Here is a 21,008-nt window from a genome sequence, read left to right as displayed (position 1 = left end):
CTCCCGGTTCAGCGCAGCGGGTTATCGAGCTCGGACAGCCGCAGCACCTCGCACGAACCCGATGCCGCGCCGCGGCCGGGCGTGGGCGGGGTGCAGACGAGGAACACGGTGAACGCGACCGGTCGGGACGCCTCCACCGGCGTCGTGCCCCAGGTGCCGTCGCGGTGCCGGGTGCCCTCGATCGTGTAGGCGATCGCCCCGGCCGGGATCTGGCCGGGGGCGGCCTGGTCGACGGCGGTCTCCCACCCCTCCGGGACAAACATCTCGTCGATGGTGAGAAACTGGCGCGTCGCATACTGGCGCAACTGCGCCCACGTCTCCGTCGTCGGGAGATAGGCGCGCACATCGCCCACGAACGCATCCGCCTCGGAACCGTGAGCGGCATCCGCGAGCACCTGCGCATAGTCCGAAGGCGTGTGCCCGGCCGTGGTGTCCCAGGTGAACAGCGCGGTCGCGACCGCGCGGGCGAACGCTTCCGGGCCGAGGTTCTGCCGCAGCGGCTCCAGCTCATTGCCCGGCGTCGAGTCGGGCGTCACAGGCGGCGCTGTGGTGGAGGGTCGCTCGCTCGGCGGCCGCGGGTCGGTCGGGGCAGCGGGGCCGCGGACGAGTCCGTAGATACCGACGCCGACGAGGATCAGCAGGGCGAGGCCTGCGGCGGTGGCGGCGATCAGCACGCGACGACGGCGACGGTCGTCGGGAGCGGCGGGGTCCATGAACAGGTGTCCTTCCCGGACGGCAACAGGGATGAGTGGTTGCCAGGAAGGTGCGCCACCGCACCCGGCCCCGGGTTCAGGCAGTCTGCTCAGCCCGGCCCTCCCGGGCGGCACGGGCGGCATCGGCGAACGCGACGGTGCCGGCGATCGTCTCCTCGAACCGTGCCCATTGCTCGGTGGTGAGCGCCGGGCCGACCTCGGTGGGGTCGTAGTGCTCCCACCACGAGGCCATGTCGTCCCACGTCGCGGTGAACACGCTCAGGGGGAACGGCACCGGGAGGCCCGGCTCCACCGCCGTCAGTGCGGGTCGTTTCGCGGCCCTGCTGGTCTTGGCTGCCTTGACGCGGGCGAGCGCGGCCTGCGCCAACTGCTCCAGCTCTGCGGCCTTCGCCTCCCGTTCCGCGGCTCGCACCAAATCCGCTTCGGTGCGGGCCTGGTCGCGCAGCTCGGCGGGCTGGTCCGGGTCGGCGGCGAGTTGGTCGAGCTCCGCCAGCGACAGCTCCGCGTTCACGCGCAGATGCGAGGGGTAGACGCTGCCGCCGGTCTTGATCCGCTCGACCTCTTGCGCGGCGCGCGCCCGCACCGCCTCGGGCTGGGATTCGTCCGCGGCGAGGTCTTCCAGCCGGCCGATGCGCTCCAACGTCGTGTATGAGGCGCGGCCAGTGACCATCCGAGCGGCCTGCGCGCGGGTCTTGCCCTGCTCGATCTGCGGTGGTGCCAAATTGGCACCACCGCCTTCTGCGTCGTCGGCGGACGCTTGGAACCGGGTGGCCTCCTGGCGGCGGACGGCGTCCTCGGCCAGCAGGGTCTTCAGTTCGCGGTAGAGGGCGGCGGCTTCGAGCTGGGTGAGGGGCTTGTGAAGCTGGTTGTCGTCCTGCTCCGCGAGGAGCTGTCCGAGCCGGTTGGAGACGCCGGAGCGCACCCAGACGTTGACGGTCTTGATGCCGAGCATCTTGATCGCTGCGAGCCGTCGGGCGCCGCAGATCAGGTGCCCGTCGAGGGTGACCGTGATCGGCTGGAGCAGTCCGTGGCGGCGGATCGATTCGACCAGCGGGGTCAGGTCGCCGTGGTCGCGCCGATGCCGCGCGCCGACGATGATCGAATCGACAGCACGCTCCAGTTCGATTCGGCCTTCCAGCGGCGCGCTCATGACCCGTCGTTCCCAATGCGCGGGGCAGCGAGCCCGGCCGTAATCACGAGGTCGTCGTCCGTCAGCAAAGCCCGCAGCGGCTGGCCGATCAGAAGCCGTACGAGCATGCCGCGGCCCGCGTTCGTGTGCGCGAGGGCTGGGTCGGGAACCCCGAGCACGACCCGCAGCAGCGCCGTCCAGGAGGTGCCGGGGAGGTCGAGGAGGGCGCGGGCCTGCCGGTCGCGGCGCAACACCTCGAACGCCGACGCCCGCGAGGACGCCTCCGTGAGCCGGGCAGTGACGTACTCGACCGCGGCCCTCGCGGTCTCTGGCTCCCACCCGACCCGGGTGAGGAACGCGATCGTATCCTCGATGGCGGTGGCGACGTTCATCGCCCGCTCCGGCACCGCATTCTCAGGGTCGGGCTCGTCGTCGGTGAAAGGGTCGAACCGGAACGTGGGGTGGTAGTCGGGCAGCGGGTTCTCCCGGTCGCTGAACCGCTCCGCATCGTGGAACACCGAGTAGCGGGGCCGGCGGGCCTGGTGGACAGAGCACAGCAGCCCGTTGCCGCGCTCCTCCGCGGTGCACGTCACCTGCACCGCCCGCGTGATCACCGCCCACGGGTCCTCCGCCCGACGGGTCGCGGCACCGCGCATCGCCTCGAATGCCGCTGACGCGGCCTCCCACGGGTCCAGCCCGTGCTTGCGGGCCAGCGCCGCGTACTTGCTCGCCGCATGCTCCATGAGCGCAGCGGCCTCCGGGTCATGGCGCCACGCTCCGCGCCCGGCCTCGTGGAGGCGAGTGAGCAGGGCACGCAGCGCCTCCGAATCCTCGAATCGTTCCCGCCGTTTGCGGGCCGTGGCAGTCTCCATAACGGCACCTCCTGATAGGCAGGTGCGCACACGGCCCCCAGCGGCCTGGCTTCGCGCCGTCGCGCCGGGGGCGAACATGGTTACCCGAGCCCGATCCCGGAGCGCGACACCCAGGCGTAGTGTTCCCCGGACCCGCGGCCGAACGCCGTCACGGGCGGCAGCTTCCGGGCACGCTCGCTCACGAACCGGACACCAGTGCGCGCCCCGGTACGCGTCGCCCGGTACGCCTGGCCGGGAACCCGGCGGGAGCGGCGGGCGAGCTCAGCGTGGAAGTCGATACCCCGCCCCGCGATCCGGGCAGAGCGGGAGACCATCAGGTCGGTCGGGCGCACCCACTCCACACCCGGCCGTTGCTTCTTCGCTACCTCCATGGCGTCTTGAGTCAGCGACGGGTCGCGGTGCCGGGCGAGCACCGAGGCATCCCCTTCCCACGGCGTCTCGTCGCGCTTCCGCCGGTCCGGCTCGCGCTCGACCAGCTCGTGGAGAGCGGTCGTGTGCTGGTCTTCGTTCATGGCGTCTCCTTCTCCTCAGCCGTCGTCAGTGCGGGCGGGACGAACCAGCGGCCCACCGTGGATGGGTGCACGCCCAGATGGCGGGCGATGGCCTTGTTCGACCAGCCCTGCTCCCGCAGGCGCGCCGCGAGCTCCCGGCCCGCTCGGCGCATCGGCACGACTGCCAGCGGCGCCGGTGGAGCATCAGGCATGTCCTCATCAGGCGCAGACTCCTCGGCGGGCTCGATGCTCACGGGAAGGGGGCGAGTGAGAATCACCGTGAGGTGCGTGATCGCCAGCAGCACCAGCGGCGGCACCGCCGCCACACACGCGGCGAGCACGCCCGGCACGTCGGCGTCGGCCGCGACGACGGCGTGGATCGCGTTCGCCGTCACCGACACCAGCGCACCGGCCGCGAGCAGCCCCCACGGGTACCAAGCCGACCGCTGGCCAGCGAGCGCAACGACAGCGACCGTCGCGACGACGATGATCCCGTCGACGATGAGCGGCCACGCCCACGCCTGCCCGGCATCCACGCCCGAGCGGCGAGCGAGGTCCGCGAGGGCGGTGAACGAGAGCCAGAACGCGTCGGCCGCGATGAACACCGTCCCGGCCACGGCCGTCACGACCGCGACCCGCCCGCCCCGCGTCCGCACGGTCGTTGGCGGATTCATGAGAGCACCTGCCCCGTGAGCCGCACCGGCCGTTGCGGCGCATCGCCCCGCACGGCGACAGATGCGGGCTGGGCGTGCGCGGCGCGGTACGCAGAGCGGATCGTGGTCTCGATCTCTCGCGGTGCAAGGCCCACTCGTTCACCCGCCGGGGCGAGCGCATCGACCAACTCCGACAGCGACAGACCTGCCTCCGCGAGACGGCACGACGCCCAGAACAGGCCACGGTTGCGCTCACCCTCGGCGCGCAACCCGACCCACGCGGCCAGCCGCGCCGCATCCTCCGAGCAGATCGGGCCGCGCATCCGATGCGGGGCAGGGTCCGGGCGCGGGTCGAGGAAGTACCGCAGCCGAGCCGCATCGACTGGGGCGGGCGCACGGTCGGCACCGGCGACGAACTCGTAGGCACCGGAGCCGGTCACGGCCGAGGGCGGGACGATGATGTAGCCGCGGTCGCCACGGAAGTCCACATGCGCCTTCGCCGCCTGCCACGACCGCTGCGGCCGGTCCGGATCGGCCGGGAAATAGAAGTGCGCCCCACCCGACGCCGACCTGACCACGGCCAGCCACCCCGGCACCAGCCCGGCACGGCGGGCACGCTCGAATGCGGCGAACCCGTCACCGCCGGGCTTGCGGTCCACATCGACGACCACGACCCCGGAGACAGCGCCGGTCGGGACGCCGATGTTCGCCGACGGCCACCGCCGCCACCACGCCGCCACCTGACGGGCATCGGTGGTTGCCGCGTGGAACCCGCCGAGCTGCGTTTCCGGGTTCTCCTCGTCCGGCTTCAACAGCGGGTTCTTCGCGCCCGGCACGCACGGGAACACCGGCACCCCAGCGGAAGCGAGCAGCACAGCGGCCTGCGGCAGCGGAAGATCCGACACCGAGGAGATAACGCTGGCGACGCTCATCACAGGCTCCTCACCGCGACGTCCGCAGGACGCGACGAACGCGCTGACTCGACGAGCATCTGGGGTGCGATCCGCTCCGAGCCAGCCCTATGCGAGGTTTCCGCGGGATCACGGGTCAGACCGGGCGGGTCCCCGGTGCCGACCTGCGCGGTATCGAGGGCGCCGAGAATCGTGACGGCGGTCTTACGGACTCGCTCGCCGGTGGCCTGCACGACCTCGGCCGGGTCCTTGTCCTTGATCGTGCCCGCCCAGCCCGAGACATACGGGATCGTGTAGGCGGTGGTGTCCATGCCATGCGCGGCGCCGATCATCAGCGCCACGGACTCGGCCTCGACCTCGCCGATGCCTCGATGTCCGGTCGCATCCGGGTTGCCGGGGCCGTGCAGCATCACATGCGCGAGCTCGTGCGCAAGAGTCTTCACCTGCGCGGCCCCGTCCATGTTCGTGCGCACCGCGACCGTGCGCGCCTGGAAGTCCGTCAGGCCGTTCGCGCCGTGGATCATCCCCCCGTGCTCGACCCGCAGCACCGAGAAGCCCTCTGCCACCACCAGCGCCGAAAGCTCTTCCCACAAGCCGTCCGGCGCCTCGCCTTCAAGCAGCGTCGGTGCCGGGCGTTCAGGGATCGGCGGACCGTCGGTCATCGAGACATCCCAGACTCGCACCGGGATCGCGCGTACCATCTTCGACCGGACCGTTTCGCCGGGCTTCGGCTTCTCGTGCTTGTCCAGCCGACGCCATGACTCGGGGGCCTGCGGCGTTGACGACGCGAACCGCGCCATCAGCGGCGCGAAGATCTGCATCGATCCGCCCGCCAGCGGAGAGCGACGCAGCGCCTTCCACTGCTTGTAGCCGGCTACGAACGTCGGCTCCGGCGCGCTCGTGCGCCCTGCCTCGTAAAGGTCGAGATGCTGCGCCCAGATCAGCAGCGTGTTGTTGAACGACTTCGCCCGGAACCGCGCAGCGAACTCCAGAGCACGCTTCCAGTCCTCACCCGAGACGAGCTGATCGACCGCAGCCGTCAATCGCTCATGGAGCTGTTCGAGCTTCGCGTCCCGCGCAGCCCGCGCCTCCTCGCCCGTCGCCATCATCGACCTCCTCCCGGCGAGGCCAACGACACAAGCCGCTGACCCTTGCGACCATGAGGTGCGCCGGGATGATCAGAAAGACGAGACGGACAACGGGCAGATGGCGTGACCGTCAGGCTCCGTGATAGCCCCGACGTGTCCGATCCGATCTACCTGCCTGAATCACCCGCGGGGTCACATTCCCGTCGAACGTGTCCGTTTGGGCTGCAATCACGTCCCTATCTCGGCCAGCGAAGTGCGGTGGTGCGGGCCTGACATCGGTACTGGTGAGGCGTCATTCCGGTGTAATTTCGGAATGCCTCCGCCGCACGGCTACGGCTGGACCAGCCGACCGCCTTGCCAGCTGCAGCCACGCTAATCGCTTCGTTACGCAGCAGGTACGCCATGCGCTCAACTCTTAGCATCGTCAGGTAGGTGATTGGTGTCTTGCCAAAAGCGTCGACGAAGACTCGTGAAAGCTGCTTCGGCGAGAGATGTACCTGCTCCGCAAGCGCCACGAGTGTCCAGGATTCAGATAGCGCCCCCTGTAGCAGGTCGCGTGCCTGCCTCGCTTCCGCGCGAAGTGGGATGAAACGTCGGACTTGAGGCACAGAGGGGATGCTCCGTGCATGCGGGCTGGCCAATGGCCGTGTGGGGGTCGTCTTGACGAAGGGTGCCAGCACATCGAGCACCGAGGACAGCAGCGCTTGCCTTCGGAAGAAGTGCGTGGCGTCCGGACTGACATTGCTCAATGTAACGAGTTCATCCAACCAAGGCGTCAATAGTGCGATGCGTGTTTCGCCCAGACTGATAATCTGAGCCGGGTCGGCATAGATTGTCTTGACAAACTGCCGGGCATGGAGGCGATCGGCCAGTAGGGGCGTGTGCTGCCAGAAGATTTGGTCGACAAGGTAGTCCGTGTCGAGGCAAATCGTCGTGATCGTAATCGACCTTTCTGGCACGCAGCCGTACAGCGAGCTCGCGCCCAAAACCACAGCATCTCCGAGTCGGATGGGCTGCTGCTCGAACTCGCTCGAGAGGAACGCTGAACCTTCACGGACGACGAGCAGCATCACGCAGTCGTGAGCAGACGGAGGGATAGGACGGCGCAGCACCGTCGTCCTTGCGAGGAAAGGCTGGTACAGGTGCTTCATGCGGCGCTGTCGTAGTTGCTGATGTCGCGGCACGTTACGCGGCTTGCTGCAGCCGGTTTGGGCCGGGCCGGGAGCATTGCGCTCTAGCCGCCGAACCGTCGGGAAAATGCATTGCCATAGCTCCCGGCCCTTGCCCTTCGCTACCGCCGGGGGAGGGCGAGGGCGCAGAGCGCGAAGGTGATCGCGAATGCGGCTTGGACGAGCATGCAGATGGCGAGCGCGCTGGTGTAGGTGTCGGCGATGGGGATTGTGGCGCCGTTGACTGCGGTGGAGAGGAGTCCGCCTGCGATTGCGACTCCCATGCCCATGGATGCTTGCTGCACGGTCTGCAGGACGCCGGATGCGGCTCCGGCGATGGTCGGGGGGACGTCGGCGACCATGGCTCCGACGAGGGGGCCGAACATGAGCGCTTGTCCGATTCCGACACCGATCAGTAGTGCCGCGAAGGTCCACGAGTTCAGTTCGGGGCGCTGGAGAAGGATGGATGCGGCGGTGACTGCCAGCAGAACGGCCTGGATGATGCCGCCGATGATGAGGAGTCGACGGAAGCCGAATTTGGTTGCCAGTTTGCCGGACCAGACCGAGACGCTGAAGAAGCAGAGCGCGAAGGGCAGCAGCACGAGCGCGGTGTGCATTGGCGTCCAGCCGAGGCCGGTCTGTGCAGTGAGAGCGTAGACGAAGGTGAATGCGCCGTAGGTGGATTGGAGCATCAGCGCCATGAGGATACCGACGCGGTAGGACCGCAGGCGGAACAGCGGGGGCGGGACCAGCGGGGCTCTTTCACTTCGGTGAACGCGGTGCTGCCATACCCAGAAGACGGCGAAGAGTACGGGAGCCATGATCAGTAGTGCCCAGCACCAGGCTGGCCAGCCGAGACCGGCGCCTTGTGAGAGCGGAACGAGTAGGAAGAGGAGCGCTGCGCCCAGCATCACGGTGCCGATCAGGTCCAGCGAGCGGTGGCCGGGCGCACTGGTGGAGGGTACCCAGCGCAGCGCGGCGAGGAAGGACAGGGCCCCCAATACGACGCTCGCAGCGAACACGGTGCGCCACCCGGCGCCGAACAGGGGGAGCGAGAGGAGGATGCCGCCGAGCACCTGCCCGACCGCTGTCGCGCCGCCCGCTGTCGCCCCGAACCAGGCGACCGCTCGGGCACGCTCACGTCCCTGTGTGGAGGCGGTGATCGTCGCGAGCACCTGCGGGACCATCGCGGCCGCCGAGATTCCCATCAGCGCGCGCGCGGTGATCAGGACGAACATGGTTGGCGCGAATGTGGCCAGGAGCGAGAACAAGGTGAATCCGGCCATGCCGATCAGGAACAGGCGTCGGCGGCCGTAGAGGTCTCCGAGTCGCCCGCCGAGCACGAGAGGGACGGCGAAGCCTAGCGCGTAGATCGCGACGACGAGGGACTGCTCGGCCGCGGTTGCCTGGAGTGAGGCTCCGATGTCGGGCACAGCGATACCCGCTGCGGCGAAACTCACAACCGAGAGGAACAGGGCAGACAGTGTCGCGAACAGGCCAGCCCGCCCCAACCCGCTTGGCGGTGAGGAAGCCGAGGGGGCAGGGACGGAACCGGTGCGTGGCGATGAAGATGCAGTACTCACCCGTTGATCGTCCTCAACTTCTGATCCGGGTACCAGAAGCCTGGTTATGAGGGTACTGACTGAACCTGGATAAGTCCGACACTATGCCTCAGCATGGAACAGTGACCGATACCAGTTCCGTGATCGCGCGCCGAGAGCTCGGAGATTTCCTGCGCAGTCGGCGAGAGCGACTGTCTCCCGCGCAGGTGGGGTTGCCGTCTACCGGTCGTCGCCGCACTCCCGGGCTTCGTCGCGAGGAAGCCGCCGTCCTCGCGGGTGTCGGGGTGACGTGGTACACCTGGCTCGAGCAAGGCCGCACGATCAACGTCAGCATGCAGGTGCTTACGGCCATCAGCCGTGCTCTCCGCCTGAACGATGAGGAGTCACAGCATCTCCTGCGACTCGCAGGAATGCAACCATCAGAGCCTCAGCCTGTCGCCTGCGATCCCGCCCTGCTCGCTGCCTTCCAGCCGGTGCTCGACAAGCTCGATCCCTATCCCGCGTGCCTACAAACGCCGTTGTTCAGCGTCGTCGCCTACAACCAGACGTATCGGCACCTGTTCACGGACATGGATGACATCCCGGCCGCAGATCGAAATTGCGCCGTGAAGTTCTTCACCGACCCATCCTGGCGCGACCGCTATGTCGACGCCGACCTGGTGGCATCCAGGATGGTGGCAAGGATGCGCGCCGCTGCAAGCACAGCAGCGAACGGCCCGGAGACCGCCTTCGTGATCGACCGGCTCCTCGACCAATCCGAAGAGTTCGCACGGCTCTGGAAGCGACACGATGTGCTCCTCCAACACTATGACGTGAAGCGCATCGACAGTCCTTTGGTCGGCGAGCTCAGCTTGAGCTTCGTCTCAACTCAAATCGCGGAAACGGGACACCGACTGACGATAATGACCCCTGAGAGCGACCAGACGCGTCGTCAGCTGGAACAGCTCTCGGCCTTCGCGAACGGTTCGCATCTCCAAGTCCATGAGATTGACGAGGTGACCCGCGACGGGGCTGCCGCAGCCGGCCAGTAGATCCGTTGCTACAGGACATCCGCTCGGTCCAGCGCGTTGAGCATGGCTACGCGGCAACGTCGGTGACGCATGCTGTGAGCGCGGTCACTGCGTTCGCTGCATGTGCGCTCGAGCTTTCAGATGGTCAGCTTTCGTGGTTCTCGGCACCCTTCCCGGAGACAGGAACCCGATAGCGATGTCGCGCGCCTGGCGAAGGCCAGTATCACGCCGGGATGCGTTGTGATCACCTTCGACGTCGTAGATGAGGTGGCCCTGGACATCGTCAATGCCGCAGTAGGCGAACACTCCGACGTCGATCTGGGTGATTTTGTCGATGAGTTCCGACAGCGATTATCGGTGAATTTCGACAGCACTCGACCACGAGGGTCTTTGGATGTTGATGAGTCTCGACAGCACCCGGCGTGGGGAGGATGATGGGGGGGTCCCGCGACGATGCGGGGAGCTTCTGGTGAAGGATTCTCGGGTTGGCCTGTTCGCGGCTATCCGGCGTGACGCGCGGGACGGTCTCGGCGACTCCGGCACCGGGAAGTCGCACTTGCTGATCGCGCTCGGCACCGAGGCCGTGATGGCCGGGTACCGGGTCAAGTACACCCTCGCTACGAAGCTCGCGAACGAACTCGTCGAAGCAGCCGATGAACTCGTGCTGTCCAAGACGATCGCCCGCTACGGGCGCGTCGACCTGCTCTGCATCGATGAACTCGGCTACATGCAACTCGACCGCCGCGGTGCAGAGCTCCTCTTCCAGGTCCTCACCGAACGCGAAGACAAGAACAGCGTCGCCATCGCCTCCAACGAATCCTTCGCCGGCCGGACCAAAACCTTCACCGACCCCAGGCTCTGCGCCGCGATCGTCGACCGGCTCACCTTCGGAGCCGCGATCATCGAAACCGGCACCGACTCCTACTGCCTCGCCCATGCCCGTCAAGCCCTGGGGTGTTAGCGCCAAGGCGACGACAGACGGGTCAGGCTCTTTTCACGAGGCTTGATTTCAGCAGCATGGCGCCGAATCCGTCGACTTTGCAGTCGATGTCGTGTCCATTCACCGGATCGATGAGGCGGATATTACGGACCTTCGTTCCGGCTTTGATGCCGCGTGGGGAGCCTTTGACCTTGATGGAGGTCGTGACCACGACGGTGTCGCCGTCAGTGAGCACGTTGCCGACCGCGTCTTTCACAACGGGGCCGGCCGGGTCGGTCGCGTCGTTCGATGGTGCGGACGCTGCCCATTCGAATCCGCACAGCGGGCACACGTAGAGCGTGCTCATTTCGTAGGCGTGCTCCCCCGCGCAGGCGGGGCAGTGAGGGAGGACAGCGACCATGCTCCCACGATACAACGGTGTGATGAACCCATCACACCAGGGGCACACCAGAATACGGTGGCGGGATCAGTCGAGGATGTCGCGGGGGAGCCAGCCTTCGCGTCCGTCTGGTGTGCGGCACCAGGATTGGCCGACGTGCGGATCGTCGACGATGACAGTGACGCGGTCCCCGATGGTGGCGTCGAGTTCGGTGGTGTCGTAGGCGAAGCGGGTGACGGCAGTGGGACGGTCGGTCGTGAGGTGACGGGTGGGGACCCAGCCGTGCCCGTCCGCGGTGAGGACGAATTCGAACCCGGGGCGTGGGTGATCGGCGGAGCCGACGTGGACGTGGTCCCCGCGGCGGAGCTGGATGGGGCATCCTGTCGGCGACTGGTAGGTGCGGGTCAGGGTGGCGCGGCGCACGGGCGGGTTCTCTCGGTGCAGGGTTAGCGTCGTTCGCGGGAGGGGAGGATGAGCAGCGGGATCATCCAGGCGAGGGCGATGCACAGCAGGCCGCCGATGAAGACGAACGCTTGCCCAGTCACTGCGGAGAATGCGGCACCGAGGAGCCAGATCCCGAACAGCAGCAACCCCATGGTGAGGGTGAAGGTGAAGGCGGTCTTCATCGCAGGTCCAATCGGTGCAGCGGGGCGAGTAGCGGATGTGAGTATCCATCATATGATGGATTCATCAATTGGGAGGTGTTGGTGGTGGCAGACACGTGGGATGCGCAGCGTCCGTTGTATGAGGTGAAGGCGAACCTGTTCAAGGGGCTCTCGCACCCGGTCCGGGTGCGGGTACTGGAGGTGTTGTGCTCGCAGCCGGAGACGTCGGTGTCGGAGCTGCTGGCGGACACGGGCCTCGAGGCGTCGCATCTGTCGCAGCATCTGTCCGTCCTCCGCAAGCACCATCTTGTTGCGGCCGAACGCCGGGGAAGCCTGGTGTTCTACCGGGTGGCGCACCCGCAGGTCGTGGATCTTCTCAGCGCGGCCCGCGCGCTTCTGACCGAGGTGCTGCACACAACGCAGCAGCAGTTGGTGTCCGCGGTGTCCCTCCCCGACATTTCACGTCCCGGCGCGGCATGAGAAGTCCGGGGGCCCGCTGATGGCACGAGGGTTGGCCGGGTTGTGGCCGCGGCGGGCGGACTACCGGGAGGTCCCGCGGTCGTGGCGGCGTGATGTGCTCGCCGGGGTGACGGTGGGGGTCGTGGCGTTGCCCCTGGCATTGGCGTTCGGGGTGTCCTCGGGTGCCGGTGCCGCGTCCGGGTTGGTGACGGCGATCATCGCCGGGGTCATCGCGGCTGTCTTCGGTGGATCGAACGTGCAGGTCTCCGGCCCGACGGGTGCGATGGTCGTCGTCCTCGGACCGGTGATCGCCGCTCACGGGCCCACTGTCCTGCCCGTGGTGTGCGTGATGGCTGGGGGTATTGTGCTCCTCGCGGGCCTGCTGCGCCTGGGGAACGCGGTGACGTTCATCCCATGGCCGGTCATCGAGGGCTTCACGTTCGGGATCGCGGTCATCATCTTCCTGCAGCAGATCCCCGCCGCTCTCGGCGTGCCCGCAGGTCCCAGCAGCAACGCCGCCGTCGCCGCCATAGAAGCCGCCGGCACGGTGGATCTGACCACGATGTGGTGGTCACTCGCCATCGCCGGTACGGCCGCGGTGATCATGGTGCTGGCCCCGAAACTGCACCGGGCGCTTCCCGGCTCGATTATCGCGATCATCGTGGTCACCGTGCTGGTTGTGGTGTTCCAGGTTCCGGTGCCGTCGATCGGGGAGCTCCCGGCATCGCTGCCCGCCCCACTCCTTCCGGTCGCAGACCCCGCAACGGTACTCGCGCTGGTGGGGCCGGCGTGCACGATCGCCGCTCTCGCGGCGATCGAATCGCTGCTGTCCGCCCGGGTCGCCGCCTCGATCTCCGACACCGGCCCCTACGATGCGGACCGGGAACTCGTCGGGCAAGGCCTCGCCTCCCTCGGTTCCGGACTGTTCGGAGGCATGCCCGCAACTGGGGCGATCGCCCGCACCGCGGTGAACATTCGCTCGGGGGCACGCACGCGGGTCGCCGCTGTCGTCCACTCCCTGATCCTGCTGCTCGTCGTCTACGCGGCAAGCACGGTCGTCTCCACGATCCCGCTGGCTGCGCTGTCGGGGGTGTTGATGGTGACCGCGACCCGGATGATCTCCCTCACCACGGTCCGCACGATCCTCCGCTCCACCCGCTCCGACGCGATCGTATTCGTGACCACCGCAGCCATCACCGTGAGCGTGGATCTCATCTACGCCGTCGGGATCGGTGTCCTCGCCGCCGCGTTCTTCACCCTGCGCCGCCTCGCAAACACTGCCGGCGTCCACCGAGAAGAACTTCCCCCGCCCGCGGAGCCCGGGGACGAACGCATCGCCCTGTTCCGCCTCGACGGGGCCCTGTTCTTCGGTGCGGCCGAACGCATCGTCGCCCGCATCGGCACTATCCAGAATGTGACGGTCGTGATCCTGCGGCTGTCCGGGCTGCAGGTCCTCGACGCCACCGGCGCGCAGGTTCTCACCGAACTCGTCCACACCCTCGAACGCCGGGGCATCACCGTCCTCATCAAAGGCATCCCCCCCGAACACCTGCAACTCGCCACCCGGGTCGGAGTGATCGCGTCCCTCCGCCACCACAACCACCTCTACACCGACCTGGACCCCGCGATCGCCCACGCCCGCAGCCACATCCGCAGGGCGCCGACGCCGGACGCGACCCTGCGGGGCGGGCATCAGAACGGAGCGTCGAACGAATGATCCCCGCCCACATGAGCAACCTCTACAGTTGGAGAGCTCTCGCCTACACCGACGAGCACGCACGCCCGGTCCATGCGGCGATGCTCGCCCTCGAGTACGAAGAATGGCCGGCCCTCGTCACCAAGACCGGTGAACAGCAGAACCTGTGGATCGCGGCCATGCTCGACGCCGGCTTCGCCCTTGTCGCCACCACGAACATCGCCGACATCGCGCGCACAGCCCCCACGGTCCCGGCGGTGGCAGTGCGAATTGATCTCACTACCGATCACGGGGCCGTCCTCCACGGGACCTTCCCCGACACCATCTGGACCGTCCGTGTCCACCGCGCCACGAACCCCCACGACCCCGACACCTTCGCCCTCCGCCGCCTCATCGCCAACACCGGACGCGTCCTCCTCCTCGCCGGAACAGGCCTCGGCATCAACGAACACACCTGGGACATCAGCACCCTCACGGAAGCATCCCTCGCCGGCACACTCACCGCAGGATGGATCACCGCCCACACCCGATGACCCGGACCCGCACCGACTTCGGGCACGCTGTCCCGGATTACTTAGACGGGAAGCCATTACAAGATCTTCCGCATCTTCACCGATACAGCCGAATACCCCAAAGACTCGTACAGAACCCGGGAACTGGTGTGATCCCCGAACACCTGCGCTCCGATGCTCGTCGCGCCCCGCTCGCGGGCATACTCCTCCGCAAGGTGCATCGCCGCGCGTCCGAAGCCACGACCATACTTATCGTCATCGATGACGACGGACCACACCCGCCACGCTCCGGAATCATCAGTCGCATCAGGCCCGATCCACACATAACCGACCGTGCGCCCATCGGTATCGACCACATCGAACACCGCATGCCCTCCGGTCGGAACGCCCGCAGGGAACGCCCACGCCAGCCTCTCCGATACAACCCTTTCCGCATCAACTGAGCTATGCCCTGCTGCAGCCAAGCCCGCCACGTACTCACCTCCCGCTCGGACCAGCCACGCCGGGAAACGAGACACATCCACAACACGAAGAACGACAGGCATAAAACTAGAACCCCAGGCGCCGTGACCGCTGCTGAAACTCACCAACAATTCCGACGACCGCGCCACCGCGGCGCTGTCGAAACACACCGACAAACGCTGTCAGAACTCACCGACAACGCCAATCTGGGTGCGCATCGCGGCGTCGTATCCATATTTCTCATATGTGCGCTCCTTCGACCCCCCCCGATGCCGATGAGAGCGGTGGGGATGCTGGGTAGCAGTGCGTTCGTGGGCTGCTTTCCGCGGTCGTCGACTCCCGTACCGTATTGGTAGGCCCACCCGCCGGTGAAGACGAGTTCGATCCAGCCTTTCATCATTGCCGGCATGCCCCACCAGTAGACCGGATAGATGAATGCCAGACGGTCTGCAGCCTCGACTCGGTGGTGCATCTCGGCGACGTCCTCGGGAACGGGACCTCCCCAGAAGTGGGCGTGATCGGCGCCGGTGAAACGTGGATCAAAGCCCTCCTGGTGAAGGTCGAGGGTCTCGACGGCGTGTCCTTCCTCTCGGAACGGCTCATGGAACGCGTTCATGACCGCGGCGGGATAGCGGTCGGGAAGAGGGTGGGAGAAAACAGTCAGCAGCAGCAGCATGCAGCTCAGCTTCGTTCGGTCGCAGGTTGGCGGTGTGCGGAGATCATGTCCACAGCAACGGGGCACCGATTGACGATAAATACCCCTGGGTACGATCAGACGCGGCGTCGCCTGGAACAGCTCTCGGTTTTCGAGATAGGTTCGCGTGTCGAGGTCGAGATGATTGACGAGTTCACCAACGACTGGGTTGCTGTTACGGGGCGCATTTGCCGTCACCGCAGCAGGCATTCGGGTCCGCGCATCGGCATCACAGCTCGGCGACAACGCCGACGTCTCCCGTCTCGTGGGGTGGCGTGGGGTGGAATTGCCATCGCTCGCACGAGCTCGTGAAGCTCCGCGTCATGGTCGCCCGCCACAGGATCAGCGGATGCAATATCGGATTGAAGCCATGCCCCACTTTACCGATGCGGCTTTCAGTCCGATTCCTGGATAGAAGGAGTCTTCTCGCGAGGGCGACCGCAGCGAAGTTGCATCCGATGGACCGATTTCCCGTGGCCAGCCGTCCGCGCCCTGTCCATCCATGTGGGCTGTTGGGTGGGCGTACGATCAGCGGTCCATGTGTTCCCGGAGCGATGAGGCGGCACCCGGTTCGTCGGAGGGATTGGGGGGCAGGACGACCGTGGTGGGCGCTGCGGCAGCGGGGTTACGTCGGCTTCTTCTTGTGTTGATCAAGAAGATGACTACCCCGACGAGGATCCAGCAGGCTCCGCTGATCTTCGCGATGAGATCCATGTTGATGAGTACGTAGCCGATGATGAGGAATCCGATGCTCGGAAACAGGATGTGCTGGATCCAGCGCCGGGATCGATCGCGGACCGCGAATGCCCAGACGACGCTGAGGTGGAGTAGGAGGAAGCCGGTCAGCGCGCCGAAGTTGACCATCGACACGATCAGGTCGATTTGTCCGACGAAGAACAGCACGAGCACGGCGCTGACGCCCGTCACCAGCAGGATCGCGTTGCGTGGCACCTGTCGGCTGTTCATCGTCCGTAGGAAGGGCGGGAGTGTCCCTTCTCGACTCATGGAGAACAGCAGTCTCGAGGTCGCCGCCTGCGCCGCCATTGCGTTCGCGAGGCCGGCGCCCACGACGACGCAGGCGAGGAATGCGATCGACCAGCCCGGATTGGATGCCGCCGCGACGATGTCGTAGAACGCCGTGCCGACCTGGTCATCGGGGAAGACGATCGTGCCGTTTACGAGCATGCTCGCAAGCCAGGTCTGGCCGATGAACAGGGTCGCGACGACGAAGAGTGCGGTAATCATCGCGCGGCCCGCTGATCGTCGCCCGCCGGTGGACTCTTCTGCCATCGTCGCGATGCCGTCGAAGCCGAGGAAGCTCAGCACCGCGATGCTCAGCGCCGATGCGATAAGCGGCCCGGTGACCCGCTCTGGATTCCAGACGGGTGTCCACGACCACTCCGCGCCCGGCATGGTGCCGCCGGTGAGAGTGGTGACCGCGATCACCACGAAGACTCCGACGAAGAAGAGCTCGATCACTAGGAAGACCCGGTTCATGCGTTTGAGGGAGTCGACCCCGGCGATGTTGATGATCGAGTTCACCGCGACGAACGCGAGAGCCCAGGCCCAGCGTGGCGTGCTAGGGAAGATTCCGCTCATCGCCTCTGCCGCGAACACATACAGCATCGTGGGCGCCAACAGATAGTCGAGCAACATGACCCAGCCTGCGAAGAACCCGAGATTCGGGTGGATCCCCACGCCCACGTAGGAGAACACTGAGCCTGCTAGTGGTACCCGGCGGGACATCTGCGCGTAGGAGAGGGCGGTGAAGATCATCGCGACGAGTCCGATGATGTAGACCAGCGGGACCATGCCCTGCGACTCGTTGTATACGCTTCCGAAGATCGCCCAGGGCGCGATCGGCACCATGAAGACGAGCCCGTAGACGATCAGATCGCCGGTCGAGACGGAGCGCTTGAGCTCCTGCTGGTGCCCGAATGACTCCAGTGAGTCGGATGACATGCTCATGCGACGTTCACCTCGTGCCCGGAGATGAACTCCTCGACGATCCGGAACACGGTCTCAGGTTGCTCGAGGTGAGAACTGTGACTGGCATCGGCGACGATTACGCCTCTTACATCGGGGATTTCTTCGAGGAACGGTTGCCAGGTCTCTGGTGTAGCTTCGTCGTGTTCGCCGGCCAGAACTAGTGTGGGACGATCGATTTGGCTGAGTCGACCGATGATCGACCAGTCTCTAAGCGTGCCGATCACATGGAACTCGTTGGGCCCGTTCATCGTGTGGTAGACCGTGGGGTCGGTGTTCAGCTGCGCGAAGGAGTCGGCCAGGTCCTTCGGAAGGGGAGCCAAGCGACACACGTGACGCCGGTAAAAGAGGTCGACGAGCCGTAGGTACTCGGGATCATCCGTGTTGCTCTCCCGCTCGTACCGCCGCATGCGCTCGTCCGCATCGCCAGGCAGGGCAGCGCGAAGACGCGCCGCAGCCTTCATCCAGAGGTCCATGGAAGCTGGTGAGTTGAGGATGGTCACCGACTGAAGGCCTGCAGGATGCCGCACCGCTATCTCGGCGGCGAGCGTTCCGCCCCACGATTGACCTGCGATGTGAAATGTGTCGAGTTCGAGCGCCGTCGTGAGGTTGTCGAACTCAGCGATAAAGAGTTGGGGCGTCCAGAACGATGGACTAGCGCCGGGCAGGTGTGTGCTGTTGCCGCAGCCGAGCTGATCATAGAAGATCACCTCGCGGCCGGAGCGCGTCAGCTCCCGGAAGGGTAGTAGATAGTTGTGTGCGGCCCCAGGGCCTCCGTGCAGCATGATCACGGGCGATTTAGTCGGGTCCGGCGCCATAGGGACACACCGCCGCACCCAGGTCTCGTGCTCTCCGAACGGAATCCACAGGTCTTCTTCTACGTACATAGGGGCTTCGTTCCTCGAGATAGGGTCGGACCGTCTCTGTCTGGAGGCATTTGCTCTCCTTTGAGCGGTTCTGGCGAGAGGGATTGAAATGGATAGGTTGGCAGCAGGGGTGAATCAGGTGTCTATTCGGCACCACGGCGGGCGCTCGATCAGACGTTCTCTTTAGCAGCCGCCAGGCCGTCGATTGACGGTGGCCATACCGGCTGAAAACGGAGCGTTCTCGGCGGCACTACCTCTCGGCGTTGCCCGCCCCGTTCTCACTAGACACTGTGCCGTCACGGCATACTCAAGGGGAAAGATCGCAATCAACCGGGTGGCGCACCATCAAGTCCCTCTCTCACGCTCGAGATACTCCGCTCCCTGGCACCCGCTTCGAAGCGTCGAAGGGTTTCCGTGGGGCGGTCCAGAGCTATCGATCTGGGTTGCCCCTTGCGAGAAGGGACGGCAATGGGCTAGAAAGTAGACCATTAGTCCAATCGGCAAAAGGATGCTTCGACATGGATGCTTCGACAACGACGTCGCGCAGCACGGCAGCACCCCAGGAGCGCAATCTCCGCGGGAACCTCGGGGCGGTGTCAGTCACCTTCATGGTGATCGCGGCCGCAGCCCCCCTCACAGTCGTCGGCGGACTCGTGCCCATCGGCTTCCTCGTGGGCAACGGCATCGGCTTCCCGGTCATGTTCCTCGTTGCCACCGTGATCCTGCTGCTCTTCTCGGTGGGCCTCACGGCGATGAGCCGCTTCCTGCCCAAGGCAGGATCGTTCTTCGTGTTCGCGACCCACGGGCTCGGTCGCACGCCCGGGCTCGCCACCGCCTACCTCGCGCTCGTCTGCTACACGACCGTGCAGATCGCGGTGTTCTCCTACCTGGGCGCGACGATCAGCTCGAGCATCGTCCTCCTCGGCGGACCCGAGATCCCGTGGTGGCTGCTCACCCTCGCCTCCGTGGCCCTCGTCGGCGCGCTCGGCTACCGGCAGATCGAACTCAGCTCGCGCGTCCTCGTGGTCGTGCTGCTCGCCGAGATCGGCATCGTGGTGCTGCTGGGGGTCGTCATCCTCGTCACCGGCGGCGCGGAGGGAGTGACCTTCGGGTCGTTCCTGCTGCAGAACGTCCTCTCCGGTGCCCCCGCCCTCGGCCTCATGTTCGCGATCGCGAGCTTCATCGGCTTCGAGTCGACCGTCGTCTACCGCGACGAGGTGCGCACGCCCGAGCGCACGATCCCGCGCGCCACCTACGCGTCCGCGATCGTGATCGGCGTCTTCTACGCCTTCGCCGCCTGGGCCATCGTGGTCGGCGTCGGCGAGGGCGCGATCATCGAGGAGGCCGCCGCCGACCCCACCACGCTGATCACCCGCGTCACGGAGCAGTACCTCGGCCCGGTCGGCTCGATCGCGGTCGCGGTGCTGTTCCTCGGGAGCATGTTCGCCGCCGTGCTGTCGCTGCACAACGTGCTGACCCGTTACCACCACGCCATGGCCAACGCGCGGGTGCTGCCCGACCGCGTCGGCACCGTCCACGCGCAGCACGGCTCGCCGCACGTCGCATCGATCGTGCAGGTGGCGACCTCGGGCATCGCGATCATCGTGCTCGCGCTGATCGGCTTCGCGCCGGAGAACATCTTCTCCTGGTTCGCCGGCATCGGGACGCTCGCGATCGTGATCCTGATGGCGGTCACGTGCCTCTCCGTCGTGGTCTACTTCGCCCGCACCCGGGTGCTGCGCAGCCCCTGGCACACCGTCATCGCACCGATCCTCGGCTTCCTCGGCCTCGCCGTGTCCGCCGTGCTCATCGCAGCGAACTTCCCGCTGCTCGTGAGCGACGTCGATGCCGAGGGGAATCCCGCCTGGGGCCCGATCAGCATCACCCTGGTCGGGGTCGTGGTCATCGCCCCCGTGATCGGCCTCGTGCAGGCCGCGGTCATGCGGGCGAAGGCACCGGAGGCGTACGCCCAGATCGTGCGCCGATTCGACGAGAACGCCTGACCCTCGCCACCCGCCCCGCACAAGAAGGATGGACATCATCAGCACCCCCGCCCTGCCCCGACCCCTGATCGGCATCTCCGGACGACGCCTGCGCGGCGCCGCGATCGGCGCACCGCACGGCTTCGCCGACGCGCCGCTCGAGGCCTACCTCAGCGAGTACTCGACCTCCGTGCTCCGTGCCGGCGGACTGCCGGTGCACCTGCCGATGGATGCCGTTCCGGCCGAGCTGGCCGAGCGCCTCGACGGTGTCGTGATCGTGGGCGGCGACGACGTCGACCCGCGCCTCTACGGGCAGACACCGGGACCGTTCACCCCTCTGATCGACCCGCAGCGCGACGCGTTCGAGGCCGGCCTGATCGAGGCCGCGATCACCGGCGGCATCCCGCTGCTCGGAGTCTGCCGCGGCGCACAGCTCCTCAACGTCGTCCGCGGCGGCACGCTCCACTCGCACCTGCCGCCCGGCGAGGGGGAGTCGCACGGCTCCTACGCCTATCCGCGCGCTCACCGCGTGCATGAGGTGCGCACGGCGCCGGGCAGCGTCGCCCAGACGCTCTATGGCGAGACGACCCGTGTCAACTCTTTCCATCACCAGGCGGTCGACGTGCCCGGCCGCGGGATCGTCGTGACCGGGTGGGCGCCGGACGGCGTCGTCGAGGCCATCGAGCTCGAGGGCCTTCCGGCGATCGGGGTGCAGTGGCATCCCGAGACCTTCGGAGCCGACCCGGTCTTCGGCTGGCTGGTCGCACAGGCCGCCGCCCGTGCGACGCTCGCCGCGTCCGCCACACAGAACATCGCCTAGGCGTCACCG

General features: G+C 66.7%; 22 protein-coding genes and 1 pseudogene. 7 read left to right on the top strand and 16 right to left on the bottom strand.

The annotated features are described in order from the left end of the window. Positions 1-8 precede the first annotated feature (8 nt). The 9 genes from CSX12_RS11600 to CSX12_RS11560 form a co-directional block, all read right to left on the bottom strand. Positions 9-713: a hypothetical protein gene (locus CSX12_RS11600; RefSeq protein WP_124895883.1), complete on the bottom strand. Its 705-nt coding sequence runs from the start codon at positions 711-713 to the stop codon at positions 9-11. A 76-nt stretch (positions 714-789) separates the two neighbouring features. Further along, entirely contained in the window at positions 790-1,863 is a 1,074-nt protein-coding gene (locus CSX12_RS11595; protein WP_124895882.1) for a ParB/RepB/Spo0J family partition protein, read from the bottom strand. Continuing rightward, a complete protein-coding gene (locus tag CSX12_RS11590) occupies positions 1,860-2,714 on the bottom strand; it encodes a hypothetical protein (protein WP_124895881.1) in 855 nt (284 codons plus the stop codon). Before CSX12_RS11590 ends, CSX12_RS11595 begins: the two co-directional genes overlap by 4 nt. An 80-nt stretch (positions 2,715-2,794) precedes the next feature. Then, positions 2,795-3,226 carry a hypothetical protein gene (locus tag CSX12_RS11585; RefSeq protein WP_124895880.1) on the bottom strand — a complete coding sequence of 144 codons (432 nt, stop codon included), beginning with the start codon at positions 3,224-3,226 and terminating at the stop codon, positions 2,795-2,797. After that, the gene (locus tag CSX12_RS11580; RefSeq protein WP_124895879.1) at positions 3,223-3,879 is read right to left on the bottom strand and encodes a DUF2637 domain-containing protein; all 657 of its coding nucleotides are present in this window, start codon (positions 3,877-3,879) and stop codon (positions 3,223-3,225) included. The genes CSX12_RS11585 and CSX12_RS11580 overlap by 4 nt, the downstream gene beginning before the upstream one ends. After that, positions 3,876-4,790 (bottom strand): bifunctional DNA primase/polymerase, encoded by a 915-nt coding sequence (locus tag CSX12_RS11575; protein ID WP_124895878.1) that lies wholly within the window; start codon positions 4,788-4,790, stop codon positions 3,876-3,878. Before CSX12_RS11575 ends, CSX12_RS11580 begins: the two co-directional genes overlap by 4 nt. Beyond that, complete coding sequence (locus tag CSX12_RS11570) at positions 4,790-5,878, bottom strand: ImmA/IrrE family metallo-endopeptidase (protein ID WP_124895877.1); 1,089 nt, start codon at positions 5,876-5,878, stop codon at positions 4,790-4,792. Before CSX12_RS11570 ends, CSX12_RS11575 begins: the two co-directional genes overlap by 1 nt. Positions 5,879-6,093: 215 nt before the next feature. Next, on the bottom strand, positions 6,094-7,008 hold the full coding sequence (locus CSX12_RS11565; RefSeq protein ID WP_124895876.1) for a helix-turn-helix transcriptional regulator: 915 nt from the start codon (positions 7,006-7,008) through the stop codon (positions 6,094-6,096). A 140-nt stretch (positions 7,009-7,148) separates the two neighbouring features. Next, on the bottom strand, positions 7,149-8,609 hold the full coding sequence (locus CSX12_RS11560; protein ID WP_124895875.1) for an MFS transporter: 1,461 nt from the start codon (positions 8,607-8,609) through the stop codon (positions 7,149-7,151). Between the two features lie 101 nt (positions 8,610-8,710). Between CSX12_RS11560 and CSX12_RS11555 the strand changes: the two genes are divergently transcribed. Further along, on the top strand, positions 8,711-9,619 hold the full coding sequence (locus tag CSX12_RS11555; protein WP_206427078.1) for a helix-turn-helix transcriptional regulator: 909 nt from the start codon (positions 8,711-8,713) through the stop codon (positions 9,617-9,619). A gap of 505 nt (positions 9,620-10,124) precedes the next feature. Next, a pseudogene (locus CSX12_RS11545) lies at positions 10,125-10,559 on the top strand (ATP-binding protein); the annotation flags it as partial. A gap of 22 nt (positions 10,560-10,581) precedes the next feature. On the opposite strand, the gene CSX12_RS11540 reads toward CSX12_RS11545, so the two are convergent. The 3 genes from CSX12_RS11540 to CSX12_RS11530 form a co-directional block, all read right to left on the bottom strand. Next, entirely contained in the window at positions 10,582-10,938 is a 357-nt protein-coding gene (locus CSX12_RS11540; protein ID WP_124895873.1) for a zinc ribbon domain-containing protein YjdM, read from the bottom strand. A 66-nt stretch (positions 10,939-11,004) separates the two neighbouring features. After that, positions 11,005-11,340 carry a hypothetical protein gene (locus CSX12_RS11535; protein WP_241160444.1) on the bottom strand — a complete coding sequence of 112 codons (336 nt, stop codon included), beginning with the start codon at positions 11,338-11,340 and terminating at the stop codon, positions 11,005-11,007. A 23-nt stretch (positions 11,341-11,363) separates the two neighbouring features. Further along, a complete protein-coding gene (locus tag CSX12_RS11530; protein ID WP_124895872.1) occupies positions 11,364-11,543 on the bottom strand; it encodes a hypothetical protein in 180 nt (59 codons plus the stop codon). A gap of 84 nt (positions 11,544-11,627) precedes the next feature. Between CSX12_RS11530 and CSX12_RS11525 the strand changes: the two genes are divergently transcribed. From CSX12_RS11525 to CSX12_RS11515, 3 genes are read left to right on the top strand one after another with little or no spacing between them, the layout of a single operon-like run. Further along, entirely contained in the window at positions 11,628-12,002 is a 375-nt protein-coding gene (locus CSX12_RS11525; protein WP_124895871.1) for a metalloregulator ArsR/SmtB family transcription factor, read from the top strand. Between the two features lie 19 nt (positions 12,003-12,021). Next, on the top strand, positions 12,022-13,698 hold the full coding sequence (locus CSX12_RS11520; RefSeq protein WP_124895870.1) for a SulP family inorganic anion transporter: 1,677 nt from the start codon (positions 12,022-12,024) through the stop codon (positions 13,696-13,698). 11 nt (positions 13,699-13,709) lie between these two features. After that, complete coding sequence (locus CSX12_RS11515) at positions 13,710-14,210, top strand: hypothetical protein (protein ID WP_124895869.1); 501 nt, start codon at positions 13,710-13,712, stop codon at positions 14,208-14,210. 56 nt (positions 14,211-14,266) lie between these two features. On the opposite strand, the gene CSX12_RS18845 is transcribed toward CSX12_RS11515, so the two are convergent. From CSX12_RS18845 to CSX12_RS11495, 4 genes are all read right to left on the bottom strand, one after another. Beyond that, positions 14,267-14,734: a GNAT family N-acetyltransferase gene (locus CSX12_RS18845; RefSeq protein WP_124896886.1), complete on the bottom strand. Its 468-nt coding sequence runs from the start codon at positions 14,732-14,734 to the stop codon at positions 14,267-14,269. Positions 14,735-14,772: 38 nt separating this feature from the next. Further along, positions 14,773-15,555 carry an NAD(P)H-dependent oxidoreductase gene (locus tag CSX12_RS18610; RefSeq protein ID WP_206427076.1) on the bottom strand — a complete coding sequence of 261 codons (783 nt, stop codon included), beginning with the start codon at positions 15,553-15,555 and terminating at the stop codon, positions 14,773-14,775. Positions 15,556-15,873: 318 nt separating this feature from the next. Then, positions 15,874-17,313, bottom strand: coding sequence for an APC family permease (locus CSX12_RS11500; RefSeq protein WP_124895868.1), 1,440 nt, complete (start codon positions 17,311-17,313; stop codon positions 15,874-15,876). Next, a complete protein-coding gene (locus tag CSX12_RS11495) occupies positions 17,310-18,218 on the bottom strand; it encodes a proline iminopeptidase-family hydrolase (RefSeq protein ID WP_124895867.1) in 909 nt (302 codons plus the stop codon). The genes CSX12_RS11500 and CSX12_RS11495 overlap by 4 nt, the downstream gene beginning before the upstream one ends. Positions 18,219-18,715: 497 nt before the next feature. On the opposite strand from CSX12_RS11495, the gene CSX12_RS11490 reads away from it, so the two are divergent. Together CSX12_RS11490 and CSX12_RS11485 are read left to right on the top strand one after the other, a co-directional pair. Continuing rightward, entirely contained in the window at positions 18,716-20,200 is a 1,485-nt protein-coding gene (locus CSX12_RS11490) for an APC family permease (RefSeq protein ID WP_124895866.1), read from the top strand. A 28-nt stretch (positions 20,201-20,228) separates the two neighbouring features. Then, on the top strand, positions 20,229-20,999 hold the full coding sequence (locus CSX12_RS11485; protein WP_124895865.1) for a gamma-glutamyl-gamma-aminobutyrate hydrolase family protein: 771 nt from the start codon (positions 20,229-20,231) through the stop codon (positions 20,997-20,999). Positions 21,000-21,008 lie beyond the last annotated feature (9 nt).

Origin of the sequence: Microbacterium sp. Y-01, from assembly GCF_003856715.1 — a bacterium.
GTDB lineage: Bacteria > Actinomycetota > Actinomycetes > Actinomycetales > Microbacteriaceae > Microbacterium > Microbacterium algeriense.
This window is presented reverse-complemented; position numbering and strand designations above follow the sequence as displayed.

Coding starts and splice junctions, on each gene's coding strand:
- CSX12_RS11530 (WP_124895872.1), bottom strand. CDS start 11,543: ATGAAGACCGCCTTCACCTTCACCCTCACCATGGGGTTGCTGCTGTTC.
- CSX12_RS11595 (WP_124895882.1), bottom strand. CDS start 1,863: ATGAGCGCGCCGCTGGAAGGCCGAATCGAACTGGAGCGTGCTGTCGAT.
- CSX12_RS11600 (WP_124895883.1), bottom strand. CDS start 713: ATGGACCCCGCCGCTCCCGACGACCGTCGCCGTCGTCGCGTGCTGATC.
- CSX12_RS11580 (WP_124895879.1), bottom strand. CDS start 3,879: ATGAATCCGCCAACGACCGTGCGGACGCGGGGCGGGCGGGTCGCGGTC.
- CSX12_RS11500 (WP_124895868.1), bottom strand. CDS start 17,313: ATGAGCATGTCATCCGACTCACTGGAGTCATTCGGGCACCAGCAGGAG.
- CSX12_RS11495 (WP_124895867.1), bottom strand. CDS start 18,218: ATGTACGTAGAAGAAGACCTGTGGATTCCGTTCGGAGAGCACGAGACC.
- CSX12_RS11575 (WP_124895878.1), bottom strand. CDS start 4,790: ATGAGCGTCGCCAGCGTTATCTCCTCGGTGTCGGATCTTCCGCTGCCG.
- CSX12_RS11585 (WP_124895880.1), bottom strand. CDS start 3,226: ATGAACGAAGACCAGCACACGACCGCTCTCCACGAGCTGGTCGAGCGC.
- CSX12_RS11590 (WP_124895881.1), bottom strand. CDS start 2,714: ATGGAGACTGCCACGGCCCGCAAACGGCGGGAACGATTCGAGGATTCG.
- CSX12_RS11520 (WP_124895870.1), top strand. CDS start 12,022: ATGGCACGAGGGTTGGCCGGGTTGTGGCCGCGGCGGGCGGACTACCGG.
- CSX12_RS18610 (WP_206427076.1), bottom strand. CDS start 15,555: ATGCCTGCTGCGGTGACGGCAAATGCGCCCCGTAACAGCAACCCAGTC.
- CSX12_RS11515 (WP_124895869.1), top strand. CDS start 13,710: ATGAGCAACCTCTACAGTTGGAGAGCTCTCGCCTACACCGACGAGCAC.
- CSX12_RS11485 (WP_124895865.1), top strand. CDS start 20,229: ATGGACATCATCAGCACCCCCGCCCTGCCCCGACCCCTGATCGGCATC.
- CSX12_RS11490 (WP_124895866.1), top strand. CDS start 18,716: ATGGATGCTTCGACAACGACGTCGCGCAGCACGGCAGCACCCCAGGAG.
- CSX12_RS11565 (WP_124895876.1), bottom strand. CDS start 7,008: ATGAAGCACCTGTACCAGCCTTTCCTCGCAAGGACGACGGTGCTGCGC.
- CSX12_RS18845 (WP_124896886.1), bottom strand. CDS start 14,734: ATGCCTGTCGTTCTTCGTGTTGTGGATGTGTCTCGTTTCCCGGCGTGG.
- CSX12_RS11540 (WP_124895873.1), bottom strand. CDS start 10,938: ATGGTCGCTGTCCTCCCTCACTGCCCCGCCTGCGCGGGGGAGCACGCC.
- CSX12_RS11570 (WP_124895877.1), bottom strand. CDS start 5,878: ATGATGGCGACGGGCGAGGAGGCGCGGGCTGCGCGGGACGCGAAGCTC.